The sequence below is a fragment of the Duganella fentianensis genome, from assembly GCF_964031615.1.
In the GTDB taxonomy this organism is placed as follows: Bacteria; Pseudomonadota; Gammaproteobacteria; order Burkholderiales; family Burkholderiaceae_D; genus Rugamonas; species Rugamonas fentianensis_A.
The window spans coordinates 45,550-60,856 of record NZ_CAXIQN010000003.1; the positions used below are offsets into that span (position 1 = coordinate 45,550).

Annotated in this window: 14 protein-coding genes; 9 read left to right on the forward strand and 5 right to left on the reverse strand. The window is 63.4% G+C overall.

Annotated elements, in window-relative coordinates; all coding sequences use genetic code 11:
• Positions 1-4: 4 nt before the first annotated feature.
• A complete protein-coding gene (locus ABNT42_RS01155; RefSeq protein ID WP_348692887.1) occupies positions 5-166 on the forward strand; it encodes a hypothetical protein in 162 nt (53 codons plus the stop codon).
• 14 nt (positions 167-180) lie between these two features.
• Positions 181-1,905 carry an EAL domain-containing protein gene (locus ABNT42_RS01160; RefSeq protein WP_348692890.1) on the forward strand — a complete coding sequence of 575 codons (1,725 nt, stop codon included), beginning with the start codon at positions 181-183 and terminating at the stop codon, positions 1,903-1,905.
• Here ABNT42_RS01160 and ABNT42_RS01165 read toward each other — a convergent pair.
• Positions 1,896-3,866, reverse strand: a complete 1,971-nt coding sequence (locus ABNT42_RS01165) for a methyl-accepting chemotaxis protein (protein WP_348692893.1) — start codon at positions 3,864-3,866, stop codon at positions 1,896-1,898. The two genes, ABNT42_RS01160 and ABNT42_RS01165, sit on opposite strands and share 10 nt — an antisense overlap.
• A gap of 302 nt (positions 3,867-4,168) precedes the next feature.
• On the opposite strand from ABNT42_RS01165, the gene ABNT42_RS01170 reads away from it, so the two are divergent.
• Positions 4,169-5,188, forward strand: a complete 1,020-nt coding sequence (locus ABNT42_RS01170) for a sensor domain-containing diguanylate cyclase (protein ID WP_348692895.1) — start codon at positions 4,169-4,171, stop codon at positions 5,186-5,188.
• Between the two features lie 74 nt (positions 5,189-5,262).
• On the opposite strand, the gene ABNT42_RS01175 is transcribed toward ABNT42_RS01170, so the two are convergent.
• Positions 5,263-6,039 carry a sulfite exporter TauE/SafE family protein gene (locus ABNT42_RS01175; protein WP_348693281.1) on the reverse strand — a complete coding sequence of 259 codons (777 nt, stop codon included), beginning with the start codon at positions 6,037-6,039 and terminating at the stop codon, positions 5,263-5,265.
• A gap of 97 nt (positions 6,040-6,136) precedes the next feature.
• Between ABNT42_RS01175 and ABNT42_RS01180 the strand changes: the two genes are divergently transcribed.
• The gene (locus ABNT42_RS01180) at positions 6,137-7,039 is read left to right on the forward strand and encodes a LysR family transcriptional regulator (RefSeq protein ID WP_348692898.1); all 903 of its coding nucleotides are present in this window, start codon (positions 6,137-6,139) and stop codon (positions 7,037-7,039) included.
• Between the two features lie 6 nt (positions 7,040-7,045).
• Here ABNT42_RS01180 and ABNT42_RS01185 read toward each other — a convergent pair whose 3' ends face one another.
• The gene (locus ABNT42_RS01185) at positions 7,046-8,278 is read right to left on the reverse strand and encodes an NADH:flavin oxidoreductase/NADH oxidase family protein (protein ID WP_348692901.1); all 1,233 of its coding nucleotides are present in this window, start codon (positions 8,276-8,278) and stop codon (positions 7,046-7,048) included.
• Between the two features lie 132 nt (positions 8,279-8,410).
• Here ABNT42_RS01185 and ABNT42_RS01190 point away from each other — a divergent pair, with 132 nt between their 5' ends.
• On the forward strand, positions 8,411-8,824 hold the full coding sequence (locus ABNT42_RS01190) for a MerR family transcriptional regulator (protein WP_348692904.1): 414 nt from the start codon (positions 8,411-8,413) through the stop codon (positions 8,822-8,824).
• Here the strand turns inward: ABNT42_RS01190 and ccoG are convergent.
• Positions 8,808-10,226: a cytochrome c oxidase accessory protein CcoG gene (gene ccoG / locus ABNT42_RS01195; RefSeq protein WP_348692906.1), complete on the reverse strand. Its 1,419-nt coding sequence runs from the start codon at positions 10,224-10,226 to the stop codon at positions 8,808-8,810. The genes ABNT42_RS01190 and ccoG overlap by 17 nt on opposite strands.
• Positions 10,227-10,336: 110 nt before the next feature.
• On the opposite strand from ccoG, the gene ABNT42_RS01200 reads away from it, so the two are divergent.
• Positions 10,337-11,761 (forward strand): PLP-dependent aminotransferase family protein, encoded by a 1,425-nt coding sequence (locus ABNT42_RS01200; protein ID WP_348692908.1) that lies wholly within the window; start codon positions 10,337-10,339, stop codon positions 11,759-11,761.
• A 10-nt stretch (positions 11,762-11,771) separates the two neighbouring features.
• On the opposite strand, the gene ABNT42_RS01205 is transcribed toward ABNT42_RS01200, so the two are convergent.
• Entirely contained in the window at positions 11,772-12,647 is an 876-nt protein-coding gene (locus ABNT42_RS01205; protein ID WP_348692911.1) for an HD-GYP domain-containing protein, read from the reverse strand.
• 192 nt (positions 12,648-12,839) lie between these two features.
• On the opposite strand from ABNT42_RS01205, the gene ABNT42_RS01210 reads away from it, so the two are divergent.
• The 3 genes from ABNT42_RS01210 to ABNT42_RS01220 are packed head-to-tail and all read left to right on the forward strand — an operon-like array spanning position 12,840 to position 15,234.
• Entirely contained in the window at positions 12,840-13,421 is a 582-nt protein-coding gene (locus tag ABNT42_RS01210; protein ID WP_348692914.1) for a chalcone isomerase family protein, read from the forward strand.
• The gene (locus ABNT42_RS01215) at positions 13,418-14,701 is read left to right on the forward strand and encodes an MFS transporter (protein WP_348692917.1); all 1,284 of its coding nucleotides are present in this window, start codon (positions 13,418-13,420) and stop codon (positions 14,699-14,701) included. Before ABNT42_RS01210 ends, ABNT42_RS01215 begins: the two co-directional genes overlap by 4 nt.
• Positions 14,698-15,234 (forward strand): DUF3833 domain-containing protein, encoded by a 537-nt coding sequence (locus ABNT42_RS01220; protein ID WP_348692920.1) that lies wholly within the window; start codon positions 14,698-14,700, stop codon positions 15,232-15,234. Before ABNT42_RS01215 ends, ABNT42_RS01220 begins: the two co-directional genes overlap by 4 nt.
• The last annotated feature ends 73 nt before the right edge of the window (positions 15,235-15,307 follow it).

Below are 15,307 nucleotides of genomic sequence, written 5' to 3' on the forward strand. Positions count from 1 at the left end.
GCCCATGAACCAGCAAATTAAGCAGCACAGCCGCCCGGCCGTACGCCGGCGCACGCTGTGGCACCGCCTAGCGCTGGGGGTGACGCCGCTGCTGCTCGCACTGCTAGCTGCGCTGGCGCTGCAGCAGCGGCACCTGATGCTGGCAACTGGCTGGCCCTGCTGCTGATGCTGCTGGTGAGTATGGCAATACGTCAGCTGGTGCTGCTGCCGCGGCGCCGCCTCGCCATCCAGCAGCGGCGCGAACAGGTGACCTTCGATGCAGCACCGGATGGCATCGTCAGAGTTGACCAGAGCGGCATCATCCAGATGGTCAATCCGGCCATGCTCAGACTCAGCGGCTACCAGCAAGAGCAGCTTGTGGGCCAGAACGTGGCCATGCTGCTGCCGCCCGCCGTGCGGGCGCGCCACAGCGTGTCCATGGCCGGTTATTTTGCCCAGCCGCGCACACGCGCCATGGGCGAAGCGGCACTGGAACTGCTGTGTAGCAACGGCAGCCTGCGCCCCGTCGAGATTTCGCTTGGGCACTGGCAGGAAGGCAGCCAGCGCCATGCCATCGCCTATGTGCACGACCTTAGCGAACGGCATGCGTTCGAACGCTCGCTGCAGCACCGGGCCACCCATGACGACCTGACCGGCCTGCCCAACCGGCGCCTGTTCAAGGCGCTGCTGCTACAGGCGGCACAGCGCAGCGGACGCCAGGCCAGCCGGCTCAGCTTGCTGTTTCTCGACCTCGATCACTTCAAGACCATCAACGACAATTTCGGCCACGGCGTGGGCGATGCGGTGCTGATCGAAGCTGGCAAGCGCATCCAGTCAGCGCTGCGTAGCGGCGATGTACTGGCGCGGCTGGGCGGCGACGAGTTCGCCGTGCTGCTGAGCGAACTGGGTAGCCCTGACGATGCCATGCGGGTCGCCGCCAAGCTACTGGAAGTGCTGAAAGCGCCCTACATCTTGCGCCATCAGCAGATCTATTCGGGCGCCAGCATAGGTATCGCCTTCCTGCCCGATGATGCCGCCAATGCCGATACCCTGCTGCGCTATGCCGACATGGCCATGTATCAGGCCAAGCAGAATGGCCGTGGCCATTTCGCCTGCTATTCGCACGAACTGAATGCGCGCGCCCACGAAGACATGCTGATCCACACCCGCCTGAAAGAAGCGCTGGCACAGAACCGGCTGCAACTGCATTACCAGCCGCAGGTCGATGTGCACAGCGGCGCGCTGCAGGGCGCAGAAGCGCTACTGCGCTGGCAGGACGAACAACTGGGCACCGTTGCGCCCGAGCGCTTTGTGGCCGTGGCCGAAGCCACCGGACTGATCTTGCCGCTCTCGGACTGGGTGCTGGAACAGGCCTGCCGCCAGATCTGCCAGTGGCAGCAGGCCGGCACGCCGCTACGCGTGGCGGTGAATTTTTCCGCCCACCAGTTCAATCAGCCCGATCTGGCCCGGCAGGTGGCCGACGTACTGCAGCGCACGGGGGCGCCGGCCGCCTTGCTGGATATCGAAATTACCGAAACCGTCGTGATGGCCCGTCCCGATCAGGCGCGCGACCAGATCGCCGCGCTGGTGGCGCTGGGTTGCAGTGTCGCGCTCGATGATTTCGGCACCGGCTATTCCTCGCTGACCCGCCTCAAGGATCTGCCTGTCAGCAAGCTCAAGATAGACCGCAGCTTCGTGCAGGGCTTACCCGGCGACTGCAATGACTGCACCATCGCCCAGGCCATCATCGGGCTGGCGCGCAGCTTCAATCTGAAAATGGTGGCCGAGGGAGTGGAAAATGCAGCCCAGCTGGCCTACCTTCGCGAACAGGGCTGCGAGCTGTATCAAGGCTGGTGGTACGCCCGTGCCATGCCGGCCGCAGCACTAAGCGAATTGCTGCAGGCACCGCAGCCGGTTCAGGCGTAGCTCAATGCTGCGCGCTGTGGCCGTACACGTTCCAGCGTGAACACCGCCACGGCATCGCTGAGTGCACCGGCCTGCTCTTTGAGCGATTCCGATGCTGCTGCCGATTGTTCCACCAGCGCGGCATTCTGCTGGGTCATTTCATCGATCTGGGCAATGGCCAGATTCACCTGCTCGATGCCCGTGCTCTGCTCCTGCGCTGCCAGCACCATCTGCGACATGATGGCGTTGATGCGCTGCACGCTGCCCACCACTTCCGTCATGGCCTGCCCCGCATGTTCGGCCAGCGCATTCCCCGCTTCGATACGCTGCACGCTGTTATCGATCAGCAGTTTGATATCGCGTGCCGCTGCCGCCGAGCGCTGCGCCAGATTACGCACTTCGCCTGCCACCACGGCAAAACCACGTCCCTGTTCACCCGCACGGGCCGCTTCCACCGCCGCATTCAGCGCCAGCAGATTGGTCTGGAAGGCAATCCCATCGATCACGCTGGTGATATCGACGATGCGGCGCGCCGCCTGATTGATCTCGCCCATGGTGCCCACTACCTGCTGCACCACAGCACCGCCGCGCCCTGCTACACCGGCCGCTGCGCTGATCAGCTGATCCACTTCGCGCGCATGGTCCACGCTCTGGCGCACCGTGGCCGTGATCTGTTCCATCGACGCCGCCGTCTGCTGCAGATTGGAAGCCTGGGTTTCCGTGCGGCTGGACAGATCCAGATTACCGCTGGAGATATCGCACGACGCCGTATCGATGTTACCGACACTACTACGCACACTCGAAACGATGTTCAGCAAGCCCTGATTCATTTCCTGCAGCGCGTGCATCAGCTGCGCGGTTTCGCTCTGGCCGCCCGGCTGGAAGCGCGACGTCAGATCACCGCGTGCGATACGCCGCGTGATTTCCACTGCCTGCACCAGCGGCTGGCTGACGGAACGGGCGATCAGACGGGCAAACAGTCCGGCTGCAGTGATCAGCCCGGCCATGGCAGCGAACAGCATCCAGCGACGCGCATGCAGCGCATCGATACGCTGTTGCAGCAAGGTGGTCAGCGCCGTCGCCGCCGCGCCGTTAATCGCGAACTGGGCATCGATGGTGCTGGTGGCGCGTTCCAGATAGGCGCCCGAGGCATAGTCCAGCGTGGCGGCCTGCGCGATCCGTTCGCTCGCCAGTGCCATGATGGCACGGGTCTGCTGCTCGGCATTTTCCCAAGGCGCGGCCAGCGCACTGGCCAGCGCAGAATTGGCCGCGCCCGCTTTACGCAATGCGGCACCGGTCTGCTCCAGCCGGTCCTGCACACGCGCAATCGCACCAGCGAACGCAGCGCGCTGTTCCGGGCTGGCTTCATGCTGGTTCAGCAGCGCCGTTCCCATGGCGCGCAGCCGGCCAGTTTCCTCTGCCAGAAACGGCATCTGGTAATACACGGCCTGAATCAGCTGATGGCTATCGACATTGGCATCGAGTTGCAACCCGTACTGGTCGGCCACCATATCGTTCACTGCGAGCAGGCCCGAAATCAGGCTGGTGTGCAGCAGGTAGCTTTGCGCCACCGTCACCTGAGCGCCGTCTATGGTCGTGCGCAGGCTTTGCCAGCGCTGCTGCAACTGTTCCCATTGCGTCGCCAGTTGCGGATCGCGCATGCTGCTGATCAGCTCGCCCATGCGCGCATAAGCCTGATCCACCTGCTGCTGTTTGGCGCTGCGTTTGGCCCCCGCTTCATTGCCACCGCCAAGCGCTAGCGCGGCTAGCCCGCGGTGCTGCTGGGTCAGCTGGATGACCTTGAAAATCGCTGCAGCCGGTTGCGTGCCTTCGATTTCCGTCTGCGCCGCTTCAATCGTCGCAGTGGTCTGTTGCAGATACAGCGTGGCGGGGATCAGCGCCACCACCAGCGCTATCAGTGCCAGCAAAACAAATTTCTGCCAGAGCAGCAGACGATCCAGAAATGTATCGATGGTTTCCATAGTCATTTTCGAGGAACAGCGCGGGCGCAGGAGCGGGGCGCACGCCGGAGGCAATCAGCCCGTGCAGGTAGGCACAGGCTTTAAACATGCAAAAACAATACATGTTCAAAAAAATGACGTCAAGCAACCTAAATCAAGGAAATCGCAGTTGGGTCAGCATCCCGCGACGCAACAAAGTTACAAATCCCCAATAAAACTAGAGCAATATATAGCCTAAAATGGCTACAATCTGGACAGACTCATCAGAATCTTTTCTGCCCCACAATTGCCAAATTGCCCACATAGTGGGCAAACAACCTGACATGGATCACATTTATCCACCACAACAACTGGATTCGGCCACGCTGCTGGACATTATTCAGGTCCAGACGGAAATCGCCCGTTGCGGACTCGATCTGGGACAGGTCATCAATCTGGTATGCCAGCACAGCCAGCAGCTCACGCAGGGCTGCGGCGCCGTGGTGGAAATTGCCGAAGGCAGTTTCATGGTGTACCGCGCTGCCAGCGGCACGGCGACCGGCCAGCTGGGCATGCGCATTCCGCTCGAAGGCAGTCTGTCCGGTCTGTGCGTAAAGGGCAATCAGGCGCTGATCTGCCATGATGCCCTGCAAGATCCGCGCGTCGATCAGCGCGCCTGTCAGGCCGTGGGACTGCGCTCGATGGTGGTGGTGCCGCTCAGTCACGGCGATCAGGCCGTGGGCGTGCTGAAGGTGATCGCCACCCAGCCTCAGCGCTTCGCGCCGCGCGATATCGCCATTCTGCAGCTCATGTCGGGCGTGATTGCGGCCGCCATGTACCACGCCAGCAAATACGATATCGACCAGCTCTACCATCAGGCCACGCACGATGCCATGACCAACCTGCCCAACCGGGCGCACTATTTCGACCGTCTGCGCAGCACGCTGGCACTGGCTGAACGGCAGCGCCACAAGGTCGGCATACTGGGCGTGGACATGGATGGTCTGAAGTTCATCAACGATACCTACGGCCACCGCGCTGGCGACGCGGCCATCCGTGAAATCGGCCAGCGCCTGCGCAGCGAAATCCGTCAGGCCGATCTAGTGGCACGCATAGGCGGCGACGAATTCATGGTGCTGCTGACCGATATCGGCAACCAGCAACAGATCGAAGCCAAGGTCGAGCATCTGGTACAGCAGGCTTGCCGCAGCTACCATTTCGAAGGCAATGTCCTGCCACTCTCGGTCAGCATCGGCAGTGCCCTCTATCCCGACGATGGCCACCACATCGACACGCTGACGGAACGCGCCGATCAGGCCATGTACCAGCGCAAGCGCTCGCGCCAGAAGGTAACGCAGGATTAGCACCGCGCCGCACTAGCGCCAGTGCCTTGGCCTTGCCTTGGCGTCAAGCGCGACAAGCGCCCTCGCTGCCCCGCTTACAGCAAGACTTTCAGCAGCAGCCACACGGCAGTCAGCAGCACCATCACCCCGAACGCCCGTTTCACGCTACGTTCGGGCAGGCGGTGTGCCAGCGCCACACCGGCCGACACTGTCAGCAGGCCGCCCAGTGCCATCGGCAGGCCCACCGCCCACTGCACATGGCCGGCCTCGGCGTAGGTGATCAGTGCCACCAGCGAACATGGCGTGACCAGCGCCAGCGACAGGCTTTGCGCGACCGTCTGGCGCTGACCGAATACTCCCGTGAAGACGGGCGTGGCCACCAGACCGCCCCCCACACCGAGCAGCCCCATACAGCAACCGCCCAGCAAACCTACCAGCGGCATCAGGCGCAGGCTGCGCGCGGGACGCGCAGGCTGGAGCGCAACCGGACTGCGCCGCAGCAGACGCGCCGCCAGCCACAGCAAGAACAGCGCGAATAGCACCCGCAAGGCCAGCGGCGGCAAACCGGTGGCATAACGGGCAATCAACACGGTAGCGAGCACAGCAAGCACGCCGATGGGCAGGCTAACGCGCCAGTCAAACGGGTGATGGCGGCTATAGCGCCACCATCCCAGCAGCAGTATCGGCACCATCATGGCCAGCGAAGTGCCCTGTGCGAGCGCCTGTTCCATACCGAACGCCAGCGCCAGCACGGGGATCGCGATGATGCCGCCGCCGATGCCGAACATTCCACCCAGAAAACCCAGCATGCCTCCCAGCAGCGCCAGACCGGCCAGCGCTGGCAGAGTGGCCAGATTAATCGCCAGTTCCATCGTGTTCAATTGTGTGCCACCGTGTCTAAAACGGCTAGCATAGCGTCTACGTTATTCTTTACAATCCCTGCAAATGTGAACTTTGAGAACACGATTCGTGGACACCAGACCCCAACTCGACGACCTGCGCCTATTCTGCGTGGTGGTACGCCACCGCAGCTTTGCCGAGACGGCGCGCCAGCTAGGCATCTCCAAAGCGGTGGTCAGCAAGCGTATGGCACTACTTGAAGCTGCGGTGAAGGCACAGCTACTGCATCGCAGCACACGCCAGCTAACACTCACGGCACAGGGCGAGATCGTGCACCAGTGGGCCCAGCGCATTGGCGAAGATGTCGATCTGATGGGACAGGCCATCTCGCACGAGAAAGCTGCGCCCGAAGGCGTGTTGCGGCTGTGCAGCAGCGCGGGTTTCGGCCGCAGCCAGCTGGCACCTGCCCTGTCGGCGCTGGCCAGCCGCTACCCGCAACTGGAAATCCAGCTGGAACTGTTCGACCGCCCCGTCGATCTGGTGGAGGAAGGTTTTCAGCTCGACATCCGTATCGGCCATGTGCATGAAAACCATGTCATCAAGCGCCGTATCGCCGCCAACCGGCGCGTGCTATGCGCAGCGCCCGCCTATCTGGCCGCGCACGGTACGCCGGCGACGCTGGAGGATCTGCAGCAGCACCGTTGCATCACCATCCGGGAACGCGATCAGGATTTTGGCCGTTGGGAATTGCAAGGTCCGCACGGCCTGCAAAGCGTCAAAGTACACGGCCAGCTCTCGGCCAACAATGGCGAGATCGTGCGCCAGTGGGCTATCGATGGACACGGCATCATCCTGCGCTCGCACTGGGATATCGCGGGGGATCTGGCCTCTGGCCAGCTCGTGGCGGTGCTAGCGGACTACAGCCAGCCGGCGGATATCTGGGCGGTCTACCCGTCGCGCCTTTCCGTATCGGCGCGCGTACGGGTGTGCGTGGAATTTCTGGCCGACTGGTTCGCCCGTCATCCGCGCTAGCGCCGCTTATGCCTGGCGCAGCTGCATGCGCTGGCGATAACGCCGGTTCTGCAGCTTGCCCGCTAGCTGCTGCGAAATCAGCGCATACACGGGCGACACCTGCGGCGCGCTGGCCTTGCCGCGACTGATGCGGCGCAACTGGTGCTTGACCATGGCCATATGCGCGGCCGACGCCATTACCTTGTCCTGCCACGTCACCGCGCGCAATTGCGGATGCACAGCCGGATCGCTCTGCCAGCGCTTGGGCAGATCCGGTGCAATCGACAGCGCCGTCGCCATGCCGGCCAGCGCCACGCCACTGGCCAGCACCTGCTGCACCACGGCCAGCCGGCGGATGCCACCCGTGACCATCAGCGGCATGCGCGCCACCTGCGTGAGTGCCTTGGCAAATTCGAGGAAATACGCTTCGCGCGCCAGCGTACGGTCGTCGCGCGCCGGCCCCATCATGGCCGGTGCTTCATAACTGCCACCGGACAGTTCCAGCAGATCGATGCCGAGCGGGTTGAGCATCTCCACCACGGCGCGTGCATCATCGGCGCTGAAGCCGCCGCGCTGGAAATCGGCCGAATTGAGTTTTACCGCCACGCCGAAATCCGTCGCTACCGCGGCCCGCACTGCCGTCACCACCTCGATCAGCAGACGCGCCCGTCCCGCAATCGAACCGCCCCACTCGTCGCTGCGCTGATTGGCCAGCGGCGACAGGAACTGGCTCAGCAGATAGCCATGCGCAGCGTGAATCTGCACGCCGTTAAAGCCGAACTGCTGCGCCAGCAAGGCGCTCTGTACGAAGCGCTGCTTGACGTCGGCAATATCGGCCGCCGTCATCGCACGCGGCGTGGCGAACTCGCCGCTGAACTTACCCAGATCCATTGCCAGTGCCGACGGCGCCAGCGTAGGCTGGCCCAGTGCAGCGGGCATCTGCCGGCCCGGATGGTTGAGCTGCATCCAGATCTGGCCACCGTGGGCGCGTGCCACACTGGCCCAGCGCCGGAAGCGTTCGCCATGGTCGGCATTTTCCAGCACCACCCCGCCCGCCCCCGTCATGGCGCGCCGGTCTATCATCACATTCCCCGTGATCATCAGACCCACGCCGCCTTCGGCCCAGCGCTCATACAGATGGATCAGCGCATCGGACGGCGCCTGTGCGGCATCGGCCATATTCTCTTCCATGGCGGCCTTGGCCAGACGGTTGGGCAGCACGCTACCGTTAGGCAGCCTGAGTTGGCTAAACACTTGCATCATCACTCCCGTGGTTACAGTTCCGTCACGATAAGTTTAAAGCGCACTTGAAGGTCAAGCAGTTTTTTCAGGCTTGACCTTCAAGTCTAGTTTAAGGTTATAGTGCAGCCATCCGCAACGTGGGAGTAGGTGATGAAGATCGGCGAACTGGCCAGACGCACGGGCATGGCTGCCTCGGCCATCCGTTTTTACGAAGCACAGGGTTTGCTCAAGGGCGTGCAACGCTTGGCCAACGGCTACCGCGACTATCCGCCCGAAGCTGCCACGCTGCTATCCATTCTGCATGGCGCCCAGCGCGCCGGTTTCACGCTCGAGGAAATCCGCCAGCTACTGCCGCAGGATCTGCGCCACTGGCAGCATGAGGAACTGATCACGGCCCTACAGCAGAAAGTGGCCGAAATCGAAGCGCTGCAGCAGCGCCTCGAACACAACCGCCTGCATCTACTGCAGCTAATTTCCCTGATTAATGACCGCCCCGACGATATCGACTGTCAGGACAATGCGGCACGGGTACTGGCCAGCATGGGCATCACGAGCGCGGGATAAAGAACATGGCGCTTTCTTCCACCAGCACAGGAGCGTCCAACGCATCCATCGCCTCCAGCCGGAAACGTATACGGTTGGCGCCCGGGCGTCCCTGCCCGGCGGCCAGCCGCACGGTAACGGCAACGGCGCGCGTGCTGGCTCCGTCCAGTATCAGTTCTGCCGGCAATGCCAGCACGAGGCCGTCCAGACCATGCACGGAGATGCGGTAGCGCCGCGCCTGTTCCTGCGCATGCATGAACTGCAGACGGAAGCTATTCTCGATCTGCCCCTGATCCACTTCGCGCGCCATCACACCACGGTCGCGTATCACATCGAACCGGAGCGGGCTGCGCTGCGCCATGGTCCAGCCCAGCGCCGCCGTAATGAGCGCCAGCAGCGCCACATACAGCAGCACACGCGGGCGCTGTAGACGCGCCGCCAGCGACTGTGGCGCGGCTTGCTGCTGCAGGTTACGGCTGGTGGTGAAGCGCACCAGCCCGCGCGGCGCAGCGATCTTGTCCATCACGCTGTCACAGGCATCCACACAGGCGGCACAACTGATGCAGTCATATTGCAGGCCATTGCGAATATCGATGCCGGTCGGGCACACCTGCACGCACAGCGAACAGTCGATGCAACTGCCGCTCTGCGCCGCCTGCGTTACCGCGCCGCGTGCCTGTTTTCCCAGTGGTGCGCGCGGTTCGCCGCGCTGCGCATCGTAACTGACGATCAGCGTATCCTGATCGAACATGGAACTCTGGAAGCGCGCATACGGGCACATATAGCGGCACACCTGCTCGCGCATCCAGCCTGCATTGCCATAGGTGGCGAAACTGTAGAACAGCACCCAGAAACTCTCCCATGGCCCCAGCGCGAACGACAGCGTGCTGGCGGCCAGTGTCGGCAGCGGGGTGAAGTAAGCCACAAAGGTAAAGCCCGTCCACAGCGCAAACAGCAGCCATGCCAGATGCTTGCCGCCCTTGCGCCATAGCTTGGCAAAGCGCCATGGCTGGCGATCGAGCCGGATGCGCGCACTGCGTTCGCCTTCGAACTGGCGTTCTATCCACATGAAGATTTCCGTGTACACCGTCTGCGGACAGGCAAAGCCGCACCACACCCGTCCTGCCACGGCAGTGAACAGGAACAGCGACAGCGCGCAGACGATTAATAGCGCCGCCAGATAGATCAGATCCTGCGGCCACAGCACCAGCCCCCACAGATAGAACTTGCGCGCGCCCAGATCGAACAGTACCGCCTGACGGCCATTCCAGTGCAGCCATGGCAGGCCGTAGAACACGGCCTGCGTGAGCCACACGCATAGCCAGCGCCAGCGCGCGAAACGGCCGCGTGCCTCGCGCGCATAAATCTGTTCGCGCGGCGCGTACATGCGGATCACCGCAACATCAGGGGAAGACTGGCTCATGGTAGGTCTCGCTGGCAGGTGGTGCAGGCCATGGACAGCCCGCTCATGTATGGATAAAGTAATGGTATGCCGCCATGTTACGGCGCAACAAAATCCATACATGGAATAAAATGTCGCAGACCAGATCCATACAAGATGAGCAACATTCCCTGGCATGGGTGGGCCAGTTCGCCCAGCATGCGGGGCCGCGCTACCTGCAGATCGCCGGCTTCATCGAACAGGCGCTAGCCGGCGGCGTGCTGCGACCGGGCGACCGCCTGCCCGCCCAGCGCCGGCTGGCTAGCCTGCTGCAGGTCGATCTGACCACCGTCACACGCGCCTACGATGTGGCGCGCCAGCGCCATTTGCTGGAAGGCCGTGGCGCACGCGGCACCTATGTGGCCGCGCCTAAAGTCGAACTGGGGCAGTTGCTGGATCTGGGCATGGTGATCCCGCCGCCGCCCGCCGGTCTGGACTTCGACGAACTGCTCCGACAGGGGCTGGCGCAGGTGCTGCTGCACACCGATAGCCGCATGCTGATGAACTACCATCTGGGTGGCGGCAGCGCGGCCGACCGTGCGGCGGGGGCGCTATGGCTGGCGCCTCTGTTCGGCCAGATCGAGCACGACTGCATCAGCGTCTGCGCAGGCGCCCAGTCGGCACTGGCCGCGCTGATCATGGCACTGAGCCCTGCCGGTGCCACCCTACTGGCCGAACCGCTGGCCTATCCGGGCTTGCTGAATGCTGCCCAGGCGCTGGGGCGTCAGGTGCAAGCAGTGGCCAGCGATGCCGACGGCATGCGCCCCGACGCGCTGGAACAGGCCTGCCATGAGCACGGCGCCAGCCTGCTGTATCTGAATCCCACGCTACAGAATCCCACCACCCACACCATGTCCGCGGCGCGCCGGCTCGAACTGCTGCGCGTTTGCCAGCGCCATGACGTGATGATCATCGAAGACGATCCATATTCGCTGCTGGCGGACAGCGCCCCACCACCGCTGGCTGCCAGTGCACCCGCACAGGTGGCACACATCGCCACGCTGTCGAAATGTCTGGCACCGGGTTTGCGCACCGCCTTCGTGCTACTGCACTCGGCCGAACTGCGTGCGCGCTTCATGACGGCGCTGCGCGCACTGGTACTGATGGCGACACCGCTGACCAGTGCGCTGACCACCCAGTGGATACACGATGGCACGGCACAGCAGTTGCTAAACGGAGTACGGCAGGAAGCGCGCCTGCGCCAGCGCCTTGCCGGCCAGTTGCTGGCAGGCCGTGGCAGCGCAGGCAGCACCCACCTGACGCCGGCTGCCTGCGGCATCCATGTCTGGCTTGAACTGCCAACTTACTGGAGCGCGCGCGAACTGGCGCAGGCAGCGCAGACGCAAGGGCTGGCGGTCAGTCCGGCCAGCGCCTTCAGTACGGGGCCACGCGCACCGGAAGCCATCCGTATTGCGCTTGGCTCCATCACGGAACAGCCGCAACTGCGCGCGGCGCTGGGCCAGCTATCCGATCTGCTGGCACGCCGGCCGGACACGAACAGCAGCGTGGTGGTCTAGGCGCTATGGCTCAATCGAGCGCTGCGCGATGCTGGGCCACCAGCCGTTCGATCAGCGCCGCATCGGGTGCCATCGATAAAGCCAGCGCACGGTTCTGCCGTCCGCTCGGCACGATGCCCGCACCGGAAGGCGCCAGCGTGTATTCGCTGTGGCACGCGGGGCAGTACAAAGCATCGCCGGCCTTGGCCTCGCGTGTGCGCACCACGGTCGGGCCACACGACAGGCAGCGTTCCAGCGGTATGCCTTCATCCGTATGACCGACGATATGGGCCAGCGCGTCGCCATCACCCAGCGTTAAAAACAGTTCGCCCAACTCTGCATCGAACTGTCGCCCCAGTTCCAGCTTGATGATAGACAGCGCTTTGCTGATCGGCATACCGCTGCGATAAGGACGGCTGCTGGTCATGGCATCGAAGGCGTCGCAGATGCCGACGATACGTGCCACCAGCGGTATCGCTTCCCTGCGCAAACCATACGGATAGCCGTTGCCATCAGGCGTTTCATGGTGCAGCAGCACAGCATCGCGCGCCAGTTGCGCCAGCGGGTGCGCACCGAGCAGGCGCAAGCCGCTTTCCGGATGGGTGCGGATCACTGCATATTCCTCGTCATTCAAGCGTTCCTTCTTGCCCAGTATCGCGTCAGGGATGGCAATCTTGCCCAGATCGTGCAGGAAACCGCCCAGCGCCACGCGTGCCACTTCGGCCTCGGACAGACCAGCTGCCTGCGCCAGCAGACGGGAAAACTGCGCCACGCGCCACAGGTGGCCGCCCGTGTACGGGTCGCGCGCTTCGACTACCCATGCCAGTTGCAGCAGACTGGCCAGCAGTTGCTGACGCGAATCGGGCGCGGGACGCAAGGCGGTGGGCAAAAATCGGGACCACTTCATAGTCAGTTTTCCTTATCTACGGGCTGATCAGGATTAGTCGCGCGCACCCTGCAAGACCTTACAGCACGTTCGCTACTATTTTGTTCCGATAATAAAGTTACTGATTAGTAGATTTTTTAATCAATCGGTATTAATATTATCGATCAAGTACTTAGCCCTTCATTTCCCAGCCTCGTACAAACCGAAACCGCCGTGAAACCAATACGCTTACCCGCCTTCTGCCAGCACTATTCGTCCAGCCTGCTAGCCAGCGTACTGCGGCTATTGCTGCTGTGCGCCTGCCTGAGTAGCACTACGCTGCATGCCGCCACTGGCAGCTGGCGCGACGAACTCCCCGCTGCCGTCCGGCTCGGCGGTGGCGAATTGCGCTGGTTCGGCTTCCGCATCTACCACGCCACGCTATGGGCCGAACAGCAGCCGTTCCAGCCCCAGCGCGCGTTCGCGCTGCAACTACAGTATCACCGCAGCATCAGCCGCGAGCGCCTGGTGGATACCAGCCTCGATGAAATCCGCCGCCTGAGCCGCAAACTGCCCGATGCCGCCACGCTGAACCGCTGGCGCAGCAGCCTGCTGCAAGCCTTTACCGATGTCGGCGCAGGCGACGAACTGATAGGCGTGTATCGCCCCGGCCTCGGCATGCGTCTGTACAACCAGCGCCAGCTACTGGCCGACATCGACGATCCGGCGCTGGCACAGGCCTTCTTCGGTATCTGGCTGGACGAGCGCACGCATGACCAGAACCTGCGCCAGCAACTGCTGGGCAGCGCGCCATGAACGCACCGCGCTGGTGGCAACTAGCCGCTTACGGGCTGCTCGGCCTGCCGCTGGCCATGGCCGCCCTGCCGGTGTATGTACAGGTCGCCTCCTACTACCACCTGCAATATGGCAGCAGTCTAGCGTTGCTAGGCTGGGTCATGTTTGCGGCACGCCTGCTCGACACTCTGCAAGACCCGCTGATCGGCCACCTGATCGACCGCCTGCGCGCAGTGCGGCGCGTCATGCTGGCCGGTGCCATGGTGCTGGCCGCCGCCTTTGCAGGACTGTGGCAGGCACCGCTCGCACTGATCACGCCGGTTCTCTGGCTAAGCCTGATGCTGATACTGGCCTACAGCGCGCACAGCCTGCTCAACATCGCCTATCTGGCGTGGGGCTCGCGCCTATCGGCACAGGCCAGCCATGGCGCCGCACCGTTGCTCTCGGCCACCGCATGGCGCGAAGGCTGGGGCCTGCTCGGCCTGATCATCGGCAGCACCATCCCTGCGACGCTACTGAGCCAGCCAAACGCGCAAATGGCTGCCCAGATGGGCTGGTACAGTCTGGGCTTTGCACTGCTGCTGGCTTGCGCCATCTTCGCCCTGCTACGGCTGGCACCGGCATGGCCGCCTGCGCCACAGTCCACGTCACAGCCCGCGCCGCAATGGCGCAGCGTGCTGCGACAGATGCGCCACAACCCCGCCTTCCGCCGGCTGCTGCTACCGTATCTGCTGAACTCCTGTGCAGTGGCACTACCCGCCACACTGGCGCTATTCTTCATCGGCGACCAGTTGCAGGCTGCGCCGCTAGCCGGCCTGTTCCTCGGCAGCTACTTTATCGCCGCAGCCGCCTGCCTGCCCGCGTGGACCCGCCTCGCCCAGCGCTACGGCGCACTGGCCTGCTGGCGCGGCGGCATACTGCTGGCCACCGTCAGCTTTGCCGGTGCCGCGCTGCTGGGTGCCGGTGATGTCTGGCTGTATGGCTTAATCTGTCTGGGTGCAGGCGCCGCGCTGGGCGCCGATCTGGCCATGCCGAACGTGCTGCTGGCGCAGTCCATTCCGCCCGAACAGGCGCCGGCCGCCTATTACGGCGTCCTCACGCTGCTGGGCAAACTGGCACTGGCGCTATCCGGTCTGGCGCTGCCGCTACTGGCCCTACTGGGCTACCAGCCCGGCCACGGCGGCCATGCGGCGCTGCCGCTGGTGTATGCCGTGCTGCCCTGCGTACTCAAACTACTGGCGCTCGCTACGCTGCAGCGCGCCCGTCCCGTTCTAACTTCCTCACTCCGGAGCCCCGTATGAAATTCAAAGCCCTGCTGATTGCCGCCCTCGCCTTGCTGACCGCGTGCGCCAGCCCGAACGTGCAGCAGTATCAGGCCAAGGAACCCAAGCTCGATCTACCATCCTACTTCCTTGGCACCACCCATGCGTGGGGCATGTTCCAGAACCGCAGCGGCGAAGTGGTCAAGCGCTTCAAGGTCGAGATCACCGGTACGGGCGACACCCAGCAACTGACGCTGGACGAACGCTTCCGCTACGATGACGGCAGTACGCAGCGCCGCGTCTGGCACCTGAAACGCGCAGCCGACGGCCGCTGGCTAGGCCGCGCCGACGATGTGGAAGGTGAAGCGCACGGGGAAGTGGCAGGCAATGCCCTGCACTGGCAATACACCCTGCTGCTGCCCGTTGATGGCAGCACCTATACCATGCGCTTCGATGACTGGATGTTTCTGATCGATGAATGCACCATGATCAACCGTGCCAGCATGGCCAAATTCGGCATCGAACTGGGCCAGGTCACGCTGACTTTCCGCAAAGCCAGTTGCCCCGCCTAGGCGCACCACGAGTGGCTCCTTGCCCGCCCAAGCCTCGCTCGCGGGCTTTTTTTCAAGCAGATGTGGTAACGTT

What these genes read in the sequence shown, in the direction of transcription:
- ABNT42_RS01155 (WP_348692887.1), top strand. Translation starts at nt 5, where the DNA reads ATGAACCAGCAAATTAAGCAGCACAGCCGCCCGGCCGTACGCCGGCGC.
- ABNT42_RS01160 (WP_348692890.1), top strand. Translation starts at nt 181, where the DNA reads ATGGCAATACGTCAGCTGGTGCTGCTGCCGCGGCGCCGCCTCGCCATC.
- ABNT42_RS01165 (WP_348692893.1), bottom strand. Translation starts at nt 3,866, where the DNA reads ATGGAAACCATCGATACATTTCTGGATCGTCTGCTGCTCTGGCAGAAA.
- ABNT42_RS01170 (WP_348692895.1), top strand. Translation starts at nt 4,169, where the DNA reads ATGGATCACATTTATCCACCACAACAACTGGATTCGGCCACGCTGCTG.
- ABNT42_RS01175 (WP_348693281.1), bottom strand. Translation starts at nt 6,039, where the DNA reads ATGGAACTGGCGATTAATCTGGCCACTCTGCCAGCGCTGGCCGGTCTG.
- ABNT42_RS01185 (WP_348692901.1), bottom strand. Translation starts at nt 8,278, where the DNA reads ATGCAAGTGTTTAGCCAACTCAGGCTGCCTAACGGTAGCGTGCTGCCC.
- ABNT42_RS01190 (WP_348692904.1), top strand. Translation starts at nt 8,411, where the DNA reads ATGAAGATCGGCGAACTGGCCAGACGCACGGGCATGGCTGCCTCGGCC.
- ccoG (WP_348692906.1), bottom strand. Translation starts at nt 10,226, where the DNA reads ATGAGCCAGTCTTCCCCTGATGTTGCGGTGATCCGCATGTACGCGCCG.
- ABNT42_RS01200 (WP_348692908.1), top strand. Translation starts at nt 10,337, where the DNA reads ATGTCGCAGACCAGATCCATACAAGATGAGCAACATTCCCTGGCATGG.
- ABNT42_RS01205 (WP_348692911.1), bottom strand. Translation starts at nt 12,647, where the DNA reads ATGAAGTGGTCCCGATTTTTGCCCACCGCCTTGCGTCCCGCGCCCGAT.
- ABNT42_RS01215 (WP_348692917.1), top strand. Translation starts at nt 13,418, where the DNA reads ATGAACGCACCGCGCTGGTGGCAACTAGCCGCTTACGGGCTGCTCGGC.
- ABNT42_RS01220 (WP_348692920.1), top strand. Translation starts at nt 14,698, where the DNA reads ATGAAATTCAAAGCCCTGCTGATTGCCGCCCTCGCCTTGCTGACCGCG.